This is a genomic window from Micromonospora sp. NPDC005215, assembly GCF_040607915.1.
Classification (GTDB): Bacteria; Actinomycetota; Actinomycetes; order Mycobacteriales; family Micromonosporaceae; genus Micromonospora.
Genome location: NZ_JBEXHQ010000016.1, coordinates 1 through 17,005 on the forward strand (window position 1 = coordinate 1; position 17,005 = coordinate 17,005).

11 protein-coding genes and 1 pseudogene are annotated in these 17,005 nt (G+C 71.5%); 9 read left to right on the top strand and 3 right to left on the bottom strand.

The window, feature by feature from the left end:
- Window positions 1-213 precede the first annotated feature (213 nt).
- Window positions 214-480 (top strand): hypothetical protein, encoded by a 267-nt coding sequence (locus ABZU25_RS14560; protein ID WP_355029820.1) that lies wholly within the window; start codon window positions 214-216, stop codon window positions 478-480.
- Window positions 481-582: 102 nt separating this feature from the next.
- Here the strand turns inward: ABZU25_RS14560 and ABZU25_RS14565 are convergent, their stop codons facing one another.
- A complete protein-coding gene (locus ABZU25_RS14565; RefSeq protein ID WP_355029821.1) occupies window positions 583-2,403 on the bottom strand; it encodes a VanW family protein in 1,821 nt (606 codons plus the stop codon).
- A gap of 181 nt (window positions 2,404-2,584) precedes the next feature.
- Between ABZU25_RS14565 and nudC the strand changes: the two genes are divergently transcribed.
- Together nudC and ABZU25_RS14575 are read left to right on the top strand one after the other, a co-directional pair.
- Window positions 2,585-3,505: an NAD(+) diphosphatase gene (gene nudC / locus ABZU25_RS14570; protein ID WP_355029822.1), complete on the top strand. Its 921-nt coding sequence runs from the start codon at window positions 2,585-2,587 to the stop codon at window positions 3,503-3,505.
- Window positions 3,506-3,578: 73 nt separating this feature from the next.
- Entirely contained in the window at window positions 3,579-4,343 is a 765-nt protein-coding gene (locus tag ABZU25_RS14575) for an FkbM family methyltransferase (RefSeq protein WP_355029823.1), read from the top strand.
- A 19-nt stretch (window positions 4,344-4,362) separates the two neighbouring features.
- Here ABZU25_RS14575 and ABZU25_RS14580 read toward each other — a convergent pair whose 3' ends face one another.
- Complete coding sequence (locus ABZU25_RS14580; protein ID WP_355029824.1) at window positions 4,363-5,616, bottom strand: polysaccharide biosynthesis protein; 1,254 nt, start codon at window positions 5,614-5,616, stop codon at window positions 4,363-4,365.
- Window positions 5,617-5,784: 168 nt separating this feature from the next.
- Here ABZU25_RS14580 and ABZU25_RS14585 point away from each other — a divergent pair, with 168 nt between their 5' ends.
- The 5 genes and pseudogenes from ABZU25_RS14585 to ABZU25_RS14605 all read left to right on the top strand — a co-directional run.
- Window positions 5,785-7,557, top strand: coding sequence for a hypothetical protein (locus ABZU25_RS14585; protein ID WP_355029825.1), 1,773 nt, complete (start codon window positions 5,785-5,787; stop codon window positions 7,555-7,557).
- The gene (locus tag ABZU25_RS14590) at window positions 7,554-7,715 is read left to right on the top strand and encodes a hypothetical protein (RefSeq protein ID WP_157742438.1); all 162 of its coding nucleotides are present in this window, start codon (window positions 7,554-7,556) and stop codon (window positions 7,713-7,715) included. Before ABZU25_RS14585 ends, ABZU25_RS14590 begins: the two co-directional genes overlap by 4 nt.
- A gap of 30 nt (window positions 7,716-7,745) precedes the next feature.
- A complete protein-coding gene (locus ABZU25_RS14595; RefSeq protein WP_355029826.1) occupies window positions 7,746-8,552 on the top strand; it encodes a glycosyltransferase in 807 nt (268 codons plus the stop codon).
- Window positions 8,549-9,991, top strand: coding sequence for a glycosyltransferase family 4 protein (locus tag ABZU25_RS14600; RefSeq protein WP_355029827.1), 1,443 nt, complete (start codon window positions 8,549-8,551; stop codon window positions 9,989-9,991). The genes ABZU25_RS14595 and ABZU25_RS14600 overlap by 4 nt, the downstream gene beginning before the upstream one ends.
- A gap of 47 nt (window positions 9,992-10,038) precedes the next feature.
- Window positions 10,039-12,057: pseudogene (locus ABZU25_RS14605) on the top strand (alpha-(1->3)-arabinofuranosyltransferase family protein); the annotation flags it as partial.
- A gap of 2,121 nt (window positions 12,058-14,178) precedes the next feature.
- Here ABZU25_RS14605 and ABZU25_RS14610 read toward each other — a convergent pair.
- The gene (locus tag ABZU25_RS14610; RefSeq protein WP_355029922.1) at window positions 14,179-15,582 is read right to left on the bottom strand and encodes an acyltransferase; all 1,404 of its coding nucleotides are present in this window, start codon (window positions 15,580-15,582) and stop codon (window positions 14,179-14,181) included.
- Between the two features lie 133 nt (window positions 15,583-15,715).
- Between ABZU25_RS14610 and ABZU25_RS14615 the strand changes: the two genes are divergently transcribed.
- Window positions 15,716-16,756 (top strand): DUF3068 domain-containing protein, encoded by a 1,041-nt coding sequence (locus ABZU25_RS14615; RefSeq protein ID WP_355029828.1) that lies wholly within the window; start codon window positions 15,716-15,718, stop codon window positions 16,754-16,756.
- Window positions 16,757-17,005: the final 249 nt, after the last annotated feature.

Below are 17,005 nucleotides of genomic sequence, written 5' to 3' on the forward strand. Positions count from 1 at the left end.
CACTCGTGAGGGTGTGGGAGAGTAGGACGCCGCCGGACAATCTTTCCAGAAAGGGTCACCCGATGAGGGTGGCCCTTTCTGCGTTTCCGCACCGCGTCCCCGGCGGTGCGAACCACACCACCAAGCCACCGGGCGGCCCGAGCGGCGCTCGACCCACCGGAGGGCTGTGGCGCAGCCTGTTCGGCGTATGCCGCCCGCGGCTAGGCTCGGCGTGTGGAAGACGTCCTGATACTCCTGGTGTTCGCGGGGTGCGTGGCGGCGGTCCTCGGGATCCTCTGGTGGCTCGCGTCCCGGGTGCGCCGTCGTGGCATCGGTGGCGAGGTCATGGGCCCGTTCGAGGAGATGTGGCACCCTGCGGCACACCGGTTCCGAGCCGAGATCCGGGTGCAGGACTCTCGGAAGGTGCCGATGCCACCGCAGGGTGGCAGGCGCAACGGGCGCGGCGACATCCTCGCCGAGCCAACCCCAAAGCAAGGCTGACCCCAAGCAAGCCCAACCTCAGAGCCGGGTGAGACCCAGAGCCGGTGAGACCCAGAGCCGGGTGCGACCCAGAGCCGGGCGAGACCCAGAGCCGGGGAAACCTCATGAGGGCTTCGGCCCGCAGACGTAGCGGGGTTCCGCGTCGTAGCGCCAGGTGAACTTCTCCCGCTTGACCACGGCGCCGCCCTTCTTGATGACCCGGAAGGCGTCCTGGGTGAAGCCGTTGATGCCATTGGTCGCGATGCACGAGGGGCCGGGCTCCAGGTGGATCAGCTTTGGCGTCGTGACGTTGCGACGCGGCCCGTACTCCGTCTTCACACTGTCGTAGATCTTCGTGCTCCAGATCGACACAGTGATCGTGCTCGACGTGTAGGAGGTGTCGATGAGGACGCCGTACTCGGTGTTGTTACGGAACTTGAAGTCCAGGTCCGGCCAGAAGATCGTCGACTCGATGACCGCCGGGTAGCGGTCGAACCAGTACGAGTGGGGCTTGTGTTCGACGTCCTCCAGTCCGGCGTAGTACGTCGCGTTGAACAGTGTGGTGGTGAACTGTGAGGTGCCGCCGCCGACGCCCGGCACGAGCTTGCCGCCGAGGATGACCGGAGCGTCCCGGTAGCCCTGGGCGTAGCCCCGCTCGCCGGTGTGACCGTTCAACGAGAACGTCTTCCCGGGCAGGACGACAGTGCCGTCCACCTGCTTCGCGATGGTCGCGATGTTCTGGCTGCGCGACGAGGCCATGCCGCCGGTGAAACGGGTGGTGAAGGTGGATACCCGCTCCTTGATGCCCAGGCCGGCCAGCTTCTCGACGGTCAGCTCCGGTGGCGTCGGCTTCAGCTCGCCGGTCACCTCGCGGCCGTCCGCCTTCGGGAGTACCGCCAGCAGGTCCCGACCCAGGGTCGTCGTGTCCAGTTGCTGACCGGGTCGCCCTTCGGTGGTGGTGGGCCGGCCACCGGAGATGGTCATCGTGGCGTCCTTCGGCGGCACCTCGACGGCGGCCAGGTCGTCGCCGAGCGCCGCCCGCAGCCGCTTGACGTCCACCGACGGGGTCAGCTTGCCGGTCTTGTCGGCGGTGAATCGCAGGCTCTTCGCGATGGCGGCGGGCGGGACCCGCACCGAGCCCTTGTCGGTACGCACTGTGACCGGTGCGGCGACCGCTGGCTTGGCCAGCTCGGTGACCAGCCGGTCCAACTCCTCCGGACTGGTCGCGGGGTGGCTCTCCACCAGTGGCACGGTGACCGGGGTGCCGGCCAGCCAGCCGGCGCGAACCACCTCGGCCGAACGTTGCGGTTCCAAGGCCAACCCCGGCTTGGGCTGCACGACCTTCGGCGTGGTGCCCTGGTAGGTGATCGCCGGCATCGTCATCCCCTGGGCCTGGTCGCCGAGCACCTTACGGAGCGCGTCGTCCAACCGGCCCACGTCGACGGTGACCACCGGGTCGACAGTGCGGGAGCCGACCAGCCGGCTGACCGGGTGCGCGTCGGCCGCTGCCGCTGCCGCTGCCGCGACGGTCGCCGGCACGTCGACGGCCAACCCCACATCGGCCGGGTTGATCTCGGCGGTCCGCCCGTCGACGGTGATCTTCAACGGACCGGCGAGAGCCGCCGCCCGCCGGTCCAGCTCCGCCCGCAACTTCCGATCGGCGTCCGCGCTGCTCCGGCCGCCCAGCTCGGTGCCGAGCACGCTGGTGCCGCGGGGAACGTCACCGGCATAGGCCCAGGCCCCGGCACCCGCCACAGCGGCGAGGACGCCACCGGTGACGCCGGCGGCGAGCAGCATGCGTACCCGGCGGGGCCGGCTCGGGCCTCCCGCCGGCTCGCCGGGGGCGGAGGTCGTCACGGGTCCGTCGTCCGGCCAGGTGACAGCGGTGACCTGCACGGTGGGCCGGTCGTCGGCGGGGGGACTGTTTTCGCCGTACAGCGTCACTGCAACCTCGATCGCCAGGGTGCCGCGGGAGGTACGCCCTCCCGGAGGCACCTACGGTAACGAATGCCCGGCCCTCCTTGCGGCTGCGCCCATCCCGTGCTGCTACCGCGTGTCGTCCGGCATGTCGTCGGACCACGGGGGCGGTGCCGGCGGCGGACCCCAGACGTGGCACGGTGGCCGGGTGGACACTGCGGAGCGGGTGTTGGCGTACGGCGGCGGTTGGTTGGACCGGGCGGGCCCCCTGCGCACCGATCCGACCCGGTTGAGCGCGCTGCTCGCCGAGTCGACCACAGTGGTGTTGGCGTTGTGGCGGGACCGCTGTCTCGTCGACGCGGACGGGCCGGTCCGGCTCAGCGCGGAGCGGGCGTCGCTCGTCCGGTCCGCCGCGGGTGAGACGGTCTTCCTGGGGCTCGACGGTGACGTTGCCGTGTTTGCGGTGGACCTGTCCGCGCTTCCCGAACGGGCTGCTGTCGAGATGGCCGGTGCGGCGCGTTCCGTCGACGTGCGGGCGCTGGTCGGGCGGCTCGAACCGGGCGACGCGGCAGTCCAGGCGTACGCCCGGGGTCTGCTGCACTGGCATCGGCAGCAGCGGTACTGCGGTGCGTGCGGGGCGCCGGCCGTCGCGGACGGCGGCGGGCACATGCGCACCTGCACCGGCGGCGAGTGTGGGCGTCTCCTTTTCCCCCGGATCGAACCGGCGGTCATCGTGTTGGTCGAGGCACCCGGCCCGCCGGGGCGCTGCCTGCTGGCTCGGCACGCCGGTGCGGCCGAGGACGCGTTCTCGACGCTGGCCGGCTTCGTGGAGATCGGCGAGAGCCTGGAGGACGCGGTCCGTCGGGAGATGACCGAGGAGGCGGGCGTGACAGTCACCGACGTGCTTTACCAGGGGTCGCAGGCGTGGCCGTTCCCCGCCGGCCTGATGGTGGGCTTCCGGGCCACCGCCACGTCCGAGGAGATACGCGTCGACGGCGAGGAGTTGCTGGAGGCGCGCTGGTTCACCCGGGCGGAGCTGCGGGACCGGGTGGCTTCCGGCCGTACGCTCGGTCGGGTGGACGCGATCGACCACCGCCTTCTGGAGGACTGGTTGGCTGCGGGGTCCTGACCGGTCGGGCTGGTGCTACTCGGTAGTACGGACAGCTGTTCAGGTGTGCCGCCGACCCGTACCCTTTGCGCTCATGCCGTCTTCGACCGGTCTGGTGACCGCAGTGAGTTCGCGCGTGGCGTCGCTCCTACCCGACCGGGTCGTCGCGGGAGCCATCCGAGCCGTCTATCCGCGTGTGGAGCCCGAACTCGCGTGCCTCGCGGAGTTCATGCCGGCCGGTGGCACGGCGCTCGACGTCGGCGCCTGGTACGGGCCGTGGACTCAGCGCATGCGCAAGTTGGCCGACCAGGTTGTCGCCATCGAGCCGAACGAGGAACTCGCCCGGAGCATCTCGAACGCGTTCCCCGAGGTGCGGGTGGTCCGCGCGGTGGCGTCCGACCACGAAGGCAGCGCCGAGCTCTTCCTGCCGAAGGACGGTCCGGCTGTCGGCACCTCGTCGCTGGAGCACGGTGACGGCAGCTCGACGACGGTGACCGTACCCCGGGTCACCATCGACGGCCTCGGCCTCGACGACGTGCGGTTCCTGAAGATCGATGTCGAGGGTCACGAGTTGCCGGCGTTGCGGGGCGCGGCCGAGACGATCCGCCGGGACGGGCCGGTGCTGCTGATCGAGGTCGAGGAGCGGATCCAACCGATAGCCTCGATCATCGATCTCCTCGATGAATGGGGTTATCGCGGCTACGTGCTGCCGGAGCGGGACTGGTTGCCGCTCGCTGACTTCGACATCCGGGGTAACCAGCGGGGCGCGATAGCGCGGGTCACGCAGAGCCTCGCCCGACGGGTGGTGCTGCCGCGCCCGCGCTACGTCAACTCGGTGCTGTTCCGACGCGACGGCTGACGCGGCGGGGCCGGCCCGGTCAGCCGACGGCCTCGGCGGAAGGGCTGCGGGCCACGTCCGCGGACGCCGACCGGTGTGGCGTGACCCGTGCTGCCGGACCGAAGACCAGCACCAGCGCGGTCACCGCGGCGGTGGCGAAGGCGCACCACATGATGCCCTGGAGAGTGCGGGGCGCGACGAACATCGTCAGGACGGCCAGCACACCTGCGGCCGCCCAGAGCGGCGCGGAGGGCCACCGCGCTCCGGCCGCGATCTGCGCGTTCACCGCCGCGAAGACCAGCGCGTAGAGGGCACCGGTGGCGGCGAAGTACGGGGCGTACTCGCCCAGCTGTGCGTAGTCCTCGCCGCCCGCCAGGCGGAACGCGAAGCTGCCGGCCAGGACCGAGGCGGCGACGAGCACAGCACCGCAGCCGCCGACGATCGCGAGGACGGTGGTGCGTAGCCGGCTGTCCCCGACGGCCAGGCGGGGCAGGGCCAGCACCGTGACCACCTGAGGTGCCCAGAGCGCGCCCTTGGTGAGCACGGTGCCCACGGAGTACGCCCCGGAGTCCGCTGGTGACAGCAGTTGACGAGCGAAGATCAGATCGGCGTACGAGACCACGAGCATCGCCAGTGCGGCGGTGCCGGCGCTCATGACCTGCCTGATCCGCAGGGGGTTCCCGGCGTTGCGGGTGCTGCCCGTTCCGGCTCCCGGCCGGGCGAGCCAGGCCAGCACAGGCAGCACGAGGTACGCCGTCAGTACGCCGGCGAGGAGCGTGTCCACGACGCCGGCACCGACAACCAGTGCGACGATCATGCCGGCGTAACGCCCGAGGGCGAGCACTCCCATCGCCCACGCGAGTCGGAGGAAGCGCTGTTCGCCTTGTAGCGCACCGAGCCAGCGGCCCGGCAGGACGACCGCGACGGTCGTTACGGCGACGAGCGCCACGACCGTCAGTGGCAGCCGCAGCGCGGCCACCAGCAGCGGCGTGGCCGCGACGACGATGCCGGCGGCGACCGCGGCCGTGACCAGGGTGACCCGCAAGGTCGGTGTGCCGGGCTGTCGGGCCCGGTGCACGGCGACCGCCAACTGTAGGCCCACGCCCGCGACGCCGGCGATCGCGACGAGAGCCAGCGCGGTGGCCAGCACGCTCAACTCCTCGGCCACCAGGTGTCGGGCACCGAGCATGGGGAGCAGGTAGGCCAGCCCGTTCGTCACCATCGCGGCGACCGCCACCGCCGCGCCCGCCGCGCCCAGCCGCCCCCGGGTGGACCCAGCCGTCGTGTCTGTCATCGCGCCTCATGTCGTTCGCCGGGGCCTGAGTCGTGCGACCCCGACGCGGTCAGCCCATCGACGTCGTCAGGCAAGGTACCCTCCGACCTTTCGCTGTGCCTAGAGTGCTGTCCGAAGCCCTGGGTGCGACGTCGGGCCCGCTTCCCGTCGAGGTCTGTGGGGGTCCGCGTGCGCCGACCGTTACCGGAGTTCGGTCCGGCGCTGCGCCGCGCTGCTGTCGACAGCCGTCGCTGGTGGCCGGAGGTGCTGCTCGGCCTGGGCGTGGTCCTCGCGATCCTCGGCCCGGTGCTCCGCCGGGGTTACCTCCTCCGCTACGACCTGGTGTTCGTGCCGGATCCGCCGTTCGGCGCGATGGTCTGGGGCAGTGGTTCCGAGCTGCCCCGTGCGGTGCCCAGCGAACTGTTCGCAGTCGGCCTGTCTCAACTGATCCCCGCGGACCTGGCGGAGAAGGCGCTCCTGGCCGGTTGCCTGGCGCTCGCGGCGGTCGGTGCCGCCCGGCTGGCCCCGGTCAGCCATCCGCTGGCGCGGGTCGCCGCCGGGCTCGGGTACGTCTGGAACCCCTGGATGTACGGGCGGCTGCACCTCGGGCAGTGGGCGGTCATCGCTGGTTACGCCGCGCTGCCCTGGGCGTACTCGTGGGTGCTCGGAGTGTTGCGGCCCCCGCCGGACGGCACCGGCCCGAGCCGGCGCTCCGCCGTCGCCGGGGGGCTGGCGGTGGTGTTGGGCGGCCCCGCGATGGTGTTGGCGGCGGTGCTGACCTGCGCTCCGGCGTTGGCCCTGGCCCGACGGTGGCGGGCGGTCGTCGCGGGGGCCGCGACGCTGGCCGGCCTGACCGCTCCCTGGCTGCTGGCACTGACCGACCGTGGCGGCGCGATCGATCTCGACGAACGGGGTGTCGCCGCGTTCGCCGTCCGGGCGGACACGCCACTCGGCGTGCTCGGCAGTGTCGCCACGCTCGGTGGTGTCTGGAGCCGACTTGCTGTTCCGGTCGGGCGTGACCAGTGGCCGGTCGCCCTGCTCGCGCTGGTGCTCGCGGCGGCGGCGGTCTGGGGGTTCGCGCTGGCCCGTCGCCGTTGGCCGGCGGCGGCCTGGTGGGGCCTGCTCGCCGGTGCCGCACTGGGCACGATGATCGCCGTGGTCCCGGCCTGGCCGGACGGGGCACAGTGGATGATGACAGTGGTCGACCACGTTCCGCTGGCTGGCGCGGTCCGGGACGGCGCCCGCCTGCTCGCGCCGCTCGCGCTGCTCCAGGCGGTGGGTCTCGGGATGCTTGTGGAGTCGCTGGCGACGACGGGTGCGCGCGCGCTGGCCCCGGTGGTGCTGCTCGCTCCGGTGCTGCTCCTGCCCGGTCTGGCCGGGGGTCTCAGCGGTCAGCTCCACGCGGTGCGCTACCCCGGCGAGTGGTCGGCGGTGCGGGCGGTGGTGAACCGGGATCCGACCGGAGGCAGCCTGGTCTCGCTGCCCTGGGCGTCGTTCCGCGCCTACCGTTGGGCGGGCGGTGTGCCGGTGCTGGACCCGGCGCCACGGGCGTTCCGTCGACCCGTGATCGGGGATCAGGACGTGCTTGTCGGTCGGGACCGGATCAGGGGTGAGAGCCGTGCCGCCGATCAGGTGGCGGCGGCGCTGGCGGTGCCTGGGGATCCGGGGCCGGCCCTGCGTCGGCTTGGCGTGCGGTACGTACTCATTCAGACCGATCAGCCGGGCGGGGCCGAGGTCGAGAGCCGCTTCGCGGACGCCGAGCTGGTCCGGCGAGACGGGACATTGACGCTGATCTGTCTGCCTGGTGGTGGTTCTTCCAGCTCGGCGGGGACTGTCGGCATTGTTCCCGCGCTGGGGTATTCGGTACTGGGGGTCACCATGTTGATCGCCCTTTCGTACCCCGCGGCACGACGACGACGCATGCTACTGTCCGGTACCTTTTGTCGAAGGGACCGTCAATGAAGGCATCTTTCAATCCCCTCCTGACCGCGGTCGTCGCCGCGGCGGTGGGTGCCGTGCTGGGAATTCTGGCCGTCTCGATCGGGACGTCCACCATCACCAACAGCAATACCAAGCCTGCCAACGTGGAGCAGCCCATCATCGTGTACGGCGAGCGCTGACGGCCCTTCATGGAGGTCCAGCCTCCTGACGTGTCGTCAGATGCGGTCGTACTCGACGTCGTGGTGCCCGCCTTCAACGAGGCGGACCGACTGCCGGACACCCTGCTCCTGCTCCGGGCGGCGCTGGCCGGCCTCGGTGTGCCCTGTCGGGTGACAGTGGTCGACAACGCCAGCACCGACGGGACGGCCGAGGTGGTGGCAACCGCGCTGCCCGGTACGGTCCCCGTCCGGCTGCTGTGGTGTGGTGAGCGAGGGAAGGGATTCGCGGTGCGTACGGGTGTGCTGGCCAGCGGTGCGCGCTACGTCGGCTTCTGCGACGCGGACCTGGCCACCGCGCCGGACAATCTCGGGCAGGTGCTCCGGCTCCTGGTCGAGGGCACCGACGTGGTGGTCGGTTCGCGGGCGCACCCGGAGTCGGTGGTCGAGGAGCGGCACAGTCTGCTCCGGCGCTGGGGCGCGGTGGCGTTCCGGGGCGCGGTCCGGCAGGTGGTGCGCAGCGTCGGCGAGACACAGTGCGGGTTCAAGTTCTTCCGCGGCGACGTCGCACGGCGGGCGTTCGCGCCACTGCGGTGCGGCGGATTCGCCTTCGACGTGGAGGTGCTGGGGCGCGTCGAGCGGGCGGGTGCCCGGGTGGTGGAGATCCCGGTCCACTGGATCGACGTGCCCGGTTCGCGTTTCTCTCCGGTCCGGCACGGCTGGCAGAGCTTCGTGGACGTCGCGAAGATCCGCTGGCGGCTGGGTCAGGCCGGCGCCGCTGCCAGCATTCCGCTGCCGGTGGTCGCCATCCCGGTGGCCGCGGACGTGACCACAGGCGCCACTGTTGGATTGCGGCCGTGAGTGTCGAATCATCCCGGGTCGCCGCAGGTCCCACCGCTGACGCTCGGGTGGCGGGCCGCCGGGTCGCGGTGCTCAACTGGAAGGACCCGTGGCATCCCGACGCCGGGGGTGCCGAGGTCTACGCCTGGCAGGTCGCCCGCGACCTGGTGAGCGCCGGCACGGAGGTCACCTTCGTCACCGCACGCCCGGCCGGCCAGCGCGGCGACGAGGTCCGGGATGGCATCCGGATCGTCCGGGTCGGCGGCCGATGGAGCATCTACCCTCGGGTGCTGGGCTGGTTGTCACGGCACCGACGTCAGTTCGACGCCGTCGTGGACTGCCAGAACGGCATCCCGTTCTTCAGCCCGGCGGTCCTGCCCGCGAGCGTGCCGGTGATCTGCGTGATCCACCACGTGCACGACAGGCAGTTCCGACTGTATTTCGGCCCGCTCGTCGGTCGCTTCGGGGCCTGGCTGGAAGGACCCGTCGCCCGCCGGGTCTACCGCCGCTGTGTGACCCTCGCGGTTTCACCCTCGACGGCCACCGCCGTACGCGAGCGGCTCGGCTGGGCCGGGCCAGTGGTCGTCGTGCCGAACGGAGCTGACGCGGACCACCGCCGGGGCGGATCGCGGGACCCGAGCCCCCGACTGGTCTGTGTCGGCAGGGTGACCCGGCACAAGCGGGTGGATCTGGTGCTCGACGCCGTCGACCAACTCCGGCCGGGTCGGCCCGACCTGCGCCTGGACATCGTCGGTGGCGGGCCGGACCTGGAGCCGATCCGCCGGCAGGTCGACGAGCGTGGGCTGCGCGACGTGGTGACGGTGCACGGCCACCTGCCCGCCGCCGAACGGGACGCGCTGCTGGCCGCCGCGTGGCTGCACGTCTCCGCCTCCTGGGGCGAGGGCTGGGGCCTCGTGGTGGTGGAGGCGGCTGCCGCCGGACTGCCCACTGTCGCGTTCGACGTGGACGGGCTTCGCGACGCTGTGCGACCCGGTCGGACCGGGTGGCTGGTGAGTGCCGGCGAGAATCCGGCCGGTAGCCTCGCCGCCGGTCTCGACCGCGCGCTGACCGCGGTGGCGGCTCCGGCCGCGGCGGACCGGATGGCGGTCGAGTGTCGAGGCTGGAGCGACACGTTCCGCTGGGCCGACACCGGCCGCCGGTTCCGTGCCGTCCTCGGCGATCTGCTCGCCCCAAGAGCCGTGCCGTGGGCAGCCGGGAACGCCTGTCTGGTGATCCAGACGGACCGGCCGGACCGCCTCCTCACCCGGGTGGCCCCGCTCCTGCCGCACACCCGACACGTCGCAGTCGACAAGCAGAGTGTGTGGATCCTGGTGCCGGGCGCTGATCCGGCGGCGATCCGGCAGGTGCTTGTCGACGCCGGCGTGCCCGCGGAGACCGTGACCGAGCGGGAGGCCAACCCGGACGAACTCCTCACCGGAGTTCCGGTACGGCAGTGCTGAGCACCTGGTCGACCGCTCGTCGTACCCCCGGCGTACCGTCCGCGACGGTGTCCCGGGCGGTCTGGCGTCTGCGTGAGTTGCTTGTCTGTCTCGCGCTGACCGGCCTGTGCGTCACCCAGAGCCCGGGTCTCATCGTGCCCGAGACGAAGCTGGACATGGCAGTGGACCCGGGCGGGTTCCTGGCCCGGGCCACCCAATTGTGGGTCTCGGACTGGCAGTTCGGCGCCCTGCAGAACCAGGCAGTCGGCTACTTCTTTCCGATGGGCCCGTTCTTTCTCCTCGGTGAGGCGGTGGGCCTTCCGGCATGGCTCGTGCAGCGTCTGTGGATGGCGACCCTCCTCTGCGTTGCCCTCACCGGTGTGGTGCGCCTGGCACGCGCCCTCGACCTCGGTGGCCCGGCGTCCCGGCTGGTGGCCGGCGCGGTGTTCGCGCTCTCGCCCCGGGCCTTGACGCTGGTGGGCACTGTCTCGCTGGAGCTGCTGCCCTACTGCGTCGCCCCGTGGGTGCTGCTGCCGCTGGTGAAGGGGGCCGCGGGTGGCTCACTCCGACGGGCGGCCGCACTCAGCGGACTGGCGGTGGTCTGCATGGGCGGAGCGAACGGGGCTTCCGCCGCGTGCGCCGTGGTGCCGGCCTTTCTCTTCGTGCTGACGCGTGCTCCCGGAAGGCGGCGTCTCCGCCTGCTGGCCTGGTGGACGGTGGCCATGGTGGCGGCCACCTTCTGGTGGCTCGCGCCGCTGCTGCTCCTCCAGCGGTACGGCTTCCCGTTCCTGCCGTTCACTGAGAGCGCCGCGGTGACGACCGGCGTGACCACCCTCCCGGAGGCCGTCCGCGGCGCCACCCACTGGGTGGGTCACCTGGCCGTCGACGGGGTGCCCTGGTGGCCCGCGGGATGGGCCCTGGCCACAGTGCCCTGGCTGGCGCTGCTCACCGCTCTGATCGCCTGCATCGGCCTGGCCGGCCTGGCCCGTCGGGACCTGCCGGAGCGGCGATTCCTTCTCGTCGGGGCGTTGGTCGGGCTGCTGACCCTGACCGCGGGAAACCTGTCCGACGGAGGCGCGCTCTTTGCCGCGCCGGTGCGGGAGGCACTCGACGGCCCACTGGGCGCGCTCCGCAACCTGCACAAGTTCGATGTCGTCATCCGACTGCCCCTGGCCCTGGCCACCGCGCACATGCTGGACACCGTCGGTCTGATCGCCGTCATCCGCCGGTTCTCCCGGCCCACGGGTATGGCCCCCCGGCGGGTGGCGCTGGGGGTCACGGCCGTCACGCTCGTCGCGGTCAGCGTCGGCGCGGGTGGTGCGGGCCTCACCGCGGGCGGCGGCTTTACCGCCCTGCCCGAGCACTGGCGGCAGGCAACCGGTTGGCTCGACCGGCACGCGGGCCCCGGCACGACGCTGCTGGTGCCCGGGTCCAACTTCGCCGAGTACGACTGGGGGCGTTCGCTGGATGAGCCGGTCCAGCCCCTGCTGGACTCGCCGTGGGCGGTCCGTTCGCTGGTGCCGGCCGGATCCGCGGGCAACGCCCGGCTGCTCTCCGCGATCGATGATCGGCTCGCCGCCGGCGCGGTCTCCCCGGGCCTGGCCGACGTGTTCGCCCGGCTCGGTGTGCGCTATCTGCTGGTCCGCAACGACCTCCGGCAACCCGTCGGCGCGGTCGCCTGGCCGCTGCTGGTGCACCGGACCCTCGGCAGCACCCCCGGGTTGTCCAGAGTCGCCGAGTTCGGGCCGAGTGTCGGGCTGCCGCCGGACCTTGGCGGGGCCTGGGACTACGGGCTGCGCACGTCGTACCCGGCGGTGGAGATCTACCAGGTGGACCGGCCGACCCCGCAGGTCAGCCTGGCGGACGCGGCACAACCGCTCAACCTGGTCGGCGCACCGGAGACGCTGCTGGATCTCAGCGACGCCGGTGTCCTCGGCAACCGGCCGGTGATCCTCAACGGGGACGACCCGGCCACCAGCGGTGCGGACACGGTGCTCGCCGACAGCCTGCGCCGCCGGGAGGTCGACTTCGGACTCCTGCGGGGCAACACCTCGCGGACGTTCACCCCCGCGGACCAACCCCGACAGGTACGCGCCGTCCACGACATCCTCGATCCGGCGTGGTCCGCGTCCACCACCTCCGCCGGTTATTCCGGGATCCGCGAGGTGCGGGCCTCGTCCAGCGCTGCCGACGTCGCCGGCCCGGCCGGGCTGCGCGACCCGTCCGCCGGGCCGTTCGCCGCCCTGGACGGCGACACTGGTACGGCCTGGTTGTCCGACGGCGCCCGCAACCCGGTGGGCCAGTGGCTGGAGATTCGGTTCCTGGAGCCGATCCAGCCGGGTTCGATCGAACTGCAGGTGGTCGACGACGAGGTCATCGGCGCTCCGGTCACCCGGGTCGAGATCAGCACCGCGGGCGGGACCGTTGAGCACTCGGTGGCCGACGCCGGGCGGGCCCCGCTGCGGTTGGCGATGCCCTCCGGCCAGACAACCTGGCTCCGGGTGACCATCGACGGTGTCTCCGGCTTCGACGTGCCGGGGCGGCGCGTGGGGATCCGGGACCTGCGGGTGCCGGGGGTGAATCCGGTGCGCTACCTGCGGCTTCCGACGCTGCCCGACGCCACCGCCGCGCCGGAGGTCATCGCACTCGCCCGGAAGACCGTCGACCGGCCGGCCTGCGCCGTCGCCGGAGACCACTACCTCTGCGCGCCCAATCTGATCCGCCAGGGGGAGGAGACCGGTCTGGCGTCCCGTCGGTTCGACCTGCCGAGCGCGACCACCGCCAGCCTCACCGGCCTGACCCGCGCCGCGCCGGCCACCGCGCTCGCCGCGTACGACGAGATGGTGGGGGGTCAGACCTTCACCACGTCGAGCGCCTGGTTCACGGACCCGGTCGCCTCGGCGCGGGCGTTGGGCGACGGAGACGACGGAACGGCGTGGTTGGCGGATCCGAACGACCCGCAGCCGACAGTGGAACTTCGTTGGGCCAAGACCCGGAAGGTGAGCTGGGTGCGGCTGCGGTTCGCGGCGAGCCTGGTCGCGGCACCACCGAGGACGCTCCGGATCACCGGCGACGACGGTATCCGGGAAGTGGGCATCGACCCGGACGGTGTCGCACGTTTCCCGGCGCTGCGTACGCGCAGTCTCTTCATCGCCGTGACCTCGACGGTGCCGCGGATCAGCCGGTCGACGGCGTTCTTCGAACCACGGCCTCTCCCGGTCGGCCTCAGCGGTGTGGATGTGGAGGGGGTGCCCTCGGCCAACCAACCCCGCGGCCTGGACCGCGCTGTGACGTTGCCCTGCGGTGCGGGGCCGGAGATCATTGTCAATGGCGCAGGGGTGCCGACGACCCTGTCCGGCACCCTGCGGGATCTGCGGGATCTGCGCCCGATGCGGTACCGAGCGTGCCCGGTCGAGGTGGCGACCAAGTCCAAGCCGGAGACGAAGCCGGGGGCGGACGCCGACCAGGTTTCGCTGCCGGCTGGCCGCAACGAGATTTCCGCCCCCGCGGACCGGTTCGTCGTCGACAGTGTGATCCTCAGCGGCGAGACGGCGGCACGGACGGTCACCGAGCCGCCCCGTCAGACATCGGCGGTGCTCAGCTGGACCGACCAGCACCGGTCGGTCGAGGTCGGGCCGGGAGGCAGCAGCTACCTGGTCGTCCCGGAGAACGCCAACCCCGGTTGGCGCGCCACGCTCGACGGTGTCCGGCTCGCACCGACCCGCGTCGACGGGTGGAAGCAGGCCTGGCTCGTGCCGGCCGGGGCCGCCGGACGGGTCGAGCTGGTCTTCACGCCCGGCGTCCAGTACGACCGCATCCTGACTGTCGCCGCCGGGCTGGTCGTGTTGCTGATCGTCGCCGCCCTGCTCCCCGCGCGTCGCCGTCGACCGTCGTACCCGGTGGTCCCGGCCACCCTGGCGACCGCGCCACTTCTCGCGATCGGCGTACCGGTGCTGCTCGGGGGTTGGGTCGGCCTTGGCGGTGCGATCGTGGTCGTGGCGCTGCACCGGCGTCGGATGCCCACGCCCGGGTGGATCTGGGTGCCAGCCGCCGCGGGTCTCGCGATCCACGGGACCGAGCGGTGGTGGTTGTGGCGCGTCGGTCCCGAACCGGCCGCCGAGCTGCTCGCCGTGCTCCCGACGGCGCTGCTGCTCGTCGCTGTCGCCGCCCTGGTGTTGCGGTCCCGACGGGTTCGCGGGAAGTACGAGTCACACCGGGAGGGTCGGGTGCTCGGCCGGGCCCGACGCCTCGGCCTGCGGGACCGGCTCCTGCGTCGGCGTCTGCGCCTGGGCGGTGGGCGCGCCCCCGGGTCCGCGCCCGGTGCCCCGCCGCTCCAGGAATCTGCGCAGGCGCTGGACCGGCTGCTCGATGAGGTAGTAGCTGGCGGTCGCCGCGGGGATGGTGAGGGCCAGGGTGAGCGCCAGGAGAGCCCAGTACGAGCTGTGCATCCGCGTGAATCCCAGCAGTCGGAAGCAGACCTCGAGGGCGAGGATGTGCCAGAGGAAGATGCCGTAGGAGATCCGACCGAGGAACCTGACCAGCGGTTGGAGCAGGAGCGCGCGCGGCACCCCACCCGATCCCCGGCCGATGAGCGGGGCGATCACGCACCACGTGATCAGCAGGAACAGCAGGTGTTCGGTGATCGCCTCGGCCGGCGTGGCGGGCGCGAGGCTCCGGGGACCGGCGATCGGCGTGCTGGCGATCCAGAGCAGCGCTCCGGCGATGAGCCACGACGTCCCGGGGGCAAACGTCAGGACGCGGAGCCCACGCGGCGTAGCGGACCACAGATCCTGCTCGCCGCGGTCGGACCCGTCGGCCGCCAGGTACGGGAGGAACGGGGAGGAGGTGGTGCTGGGGGGCCAGGAAGCGAGAACGGCCAGCATGATCCCGACCCCGAACCAGTCCAGGAAGGCCGGCAGCCAGAGCCACGCCAATTCGGGTAGGGGCGCGTCGGGTCGGTGCGCGTACGCGTTCCAGACCAGGCCGACCACGACGAGTGCGATGCCGAGTGCCAGTTGACGCCGTGCCCGCGCCAGCGGGTTCCGACCGCCCAGGCGTCGACCGAGTACGGCGATCACCGGCAGCGCCAGGTAAAAAGTCGCCTCGGTGGCGAGGCTCCAGGTCTGCTCCATACCGACCGGCAGCCGCAATGGCTGATATATGTGCAACAGCAGGAGGGGGATTGCCCAGTCCCACAGTGACCTGAGGTAATCGATGTTGAGCCAGACGAGTGCGACACCCGCCATTGCCCAGTACCCGGGCAAAATACGGACTGCGCGGTGCCAGAGGTATCTCCGAACTGGCGGCTGCGGCTGCGAATTAATCGCGGCGTACGCAAATGGCCGGTAGAGGAGGAAGGCGGACAGCGCGAAGAAGATCGCTACGCCCACATCCAGTCTGGCCAGCACTCCTGGCAGCTGGCCGTACGTTTCGGTCAGCCCGCTGAGAAACGACGCATGGTGCGCGAGCACCCCGAGTACCGCCACGGCTCGAAGGCCTTCCAGCGCGGGTAACCATCCATCCGTACGGCCGGAAATCGCCTCGGAAGGATGATGCTCCCCGCTGTTCGGGGTGGCTTTGACAGGTCGGCTCACAGGTCCTCGACATCCCATTTGTGGTGGCAGCCGGATGGCCGCATCCGACCGTGGTCGGTACTGCTCGTAGGGCCGCGTCGGACCATATCCGAAATCTGTCTCGTCATGTACTGTCAGCCGACTAGTCGACCTTTACAAGGGGAGGAGTTACATGCGAACTACGTCGGGTGCCATCTTGGTGGCGGCGGGCACGTTCCTGATCGTCGGGGCCGTGGCAACGCCGCTGGCCGTCGCGCCCGCTCTCGTCAAGGTGCCCCTGGACCAGAGTTCGGTGACGATCTCGAAGGCCCAGAACGCGACAGTGCTGGATTTCGGCACGCTGTCGGAGCGAAACGCGGTCAACCTGACCGCCCACCGGGCCGTCCGAGGTGATGTCAAGGACGGCAACGCCGACCGGGCGGTCTTCAACGTCGGCGTCCGAGTGATCGACGACGCCGGCAAGGAGATCACGGTCAGTACGGACCGGGTGGCCGTCGACCGGCGGACGGCGATGGCCGTCGCCTGCTGTGCCGAGGACATCAACGGCGCGGCCTTCAAGCACGAGGGCTTGACGTACACCTTCCCGTTCGGCACCGAGAAGAAGACCTACCAGTACTTCGACAACACGGCGCGGAAGGCGTACCCCGCCAAGTACGTGAGCACGGAGAAGTTGCAGGGGCTGACCGTCTACAAGTTCGAGATGACGGTCGAGCCGGTCCAGATCGCCGAGATCAAGGTCCCGGGCAGCCTGCTGGGTTCGAGCGAGCAGGTGATCAACGCCGGCCGGTACTACGCCAACACCCGCACGCTCTGGGTGGAGCCCGACAGTGGCGTCATCGTCAAGGGCCAGGAGAAGCAGTTGCAGACCCTCCGCGACGGTACCGGCGCGGACAAGATCAAGATCATCGACGCCGACCTCGCCTTCACCGAGGACACCCAGAAGCAGCAGGCCAAGGCTGCCAAGGACGCGCGTGATCAGATCAACCTGCTCACCACTGTGGTACCGATCGTCCTCGGTCTCCTCGGCCTCGCCCTGGTGCTGATCGGTCTGTACTTCGTCATCCGCGCGGCTCGCCGCGGGCCTGACCCCGCGCCGGTGGAGGTCGACGACCCACCCACGACCGACCTGCCGGCGCAGGCGTCCTCGGAGCCGGTCGAGGATGCCACGGTGCCGGCCGGTGGACGCCACGCCGTGGAGCGCAGCGAGCCGTAACACCGCCACACCACCGCACGCCGACCTGACCGGGCCGGCCGGCCCCCGGGTCGGCCGGCCCGCTCAGGTTCGTGGTCGCGCGCGAGGGCGCGCCGGCCCTAGACGAGTAAGTCCCAACTGTGCTGCCCAGGGACACCTGGGCCTGGCTCGGGCTGTGGACGCAGCCGGCGGCGGGCGGTGACTGTCGGTCACCTCCACGGGGGCGGATGCGGTAGTGAGCGGTATACCTCTGAGTCATATTCATACCTC

Bases quoted from the DNA above. Each gene is read 5' to 3' on its own strand.
- ABZU25_RS14575 (WP_355029823.1), top strand. From the start codon at position 3,579: ATGCCGTCTTCGACCGGTCTGGTGACCGCAGTGAGTTCGCGCGTGGCG.
- ABZU25_RS14580 (WP_355029824.1), bottom strand. From the start codon at position 5,616: ATGACAGACACGACGGCTGGGTCCACCCGGGGGCGGCTGGGCGCGGCG.
- ABZU25_RS14590 (WP_157742438.1), top strand. From the start codon at position 7,554: ATGAAGGCATCTTTCAATCCCCTCCTGACCGCGGTCGTCGCCGCGGCG.
- ABZU25_RS14610 (WP_355029922.1), bottom strand. From the start codon at position 15,582: ATGGGATGTCGAGGACCTGTGAGCCGACCTGTCAAAGCCACCCCGAAC.
- ABZU25_RS14615 (WP_355029828.1), top strand. From the start codon at position 15,716: ATGCGAACTACGTCGGGTGCCATCTTGGTGGCGGCGGGCACGTTCCTG.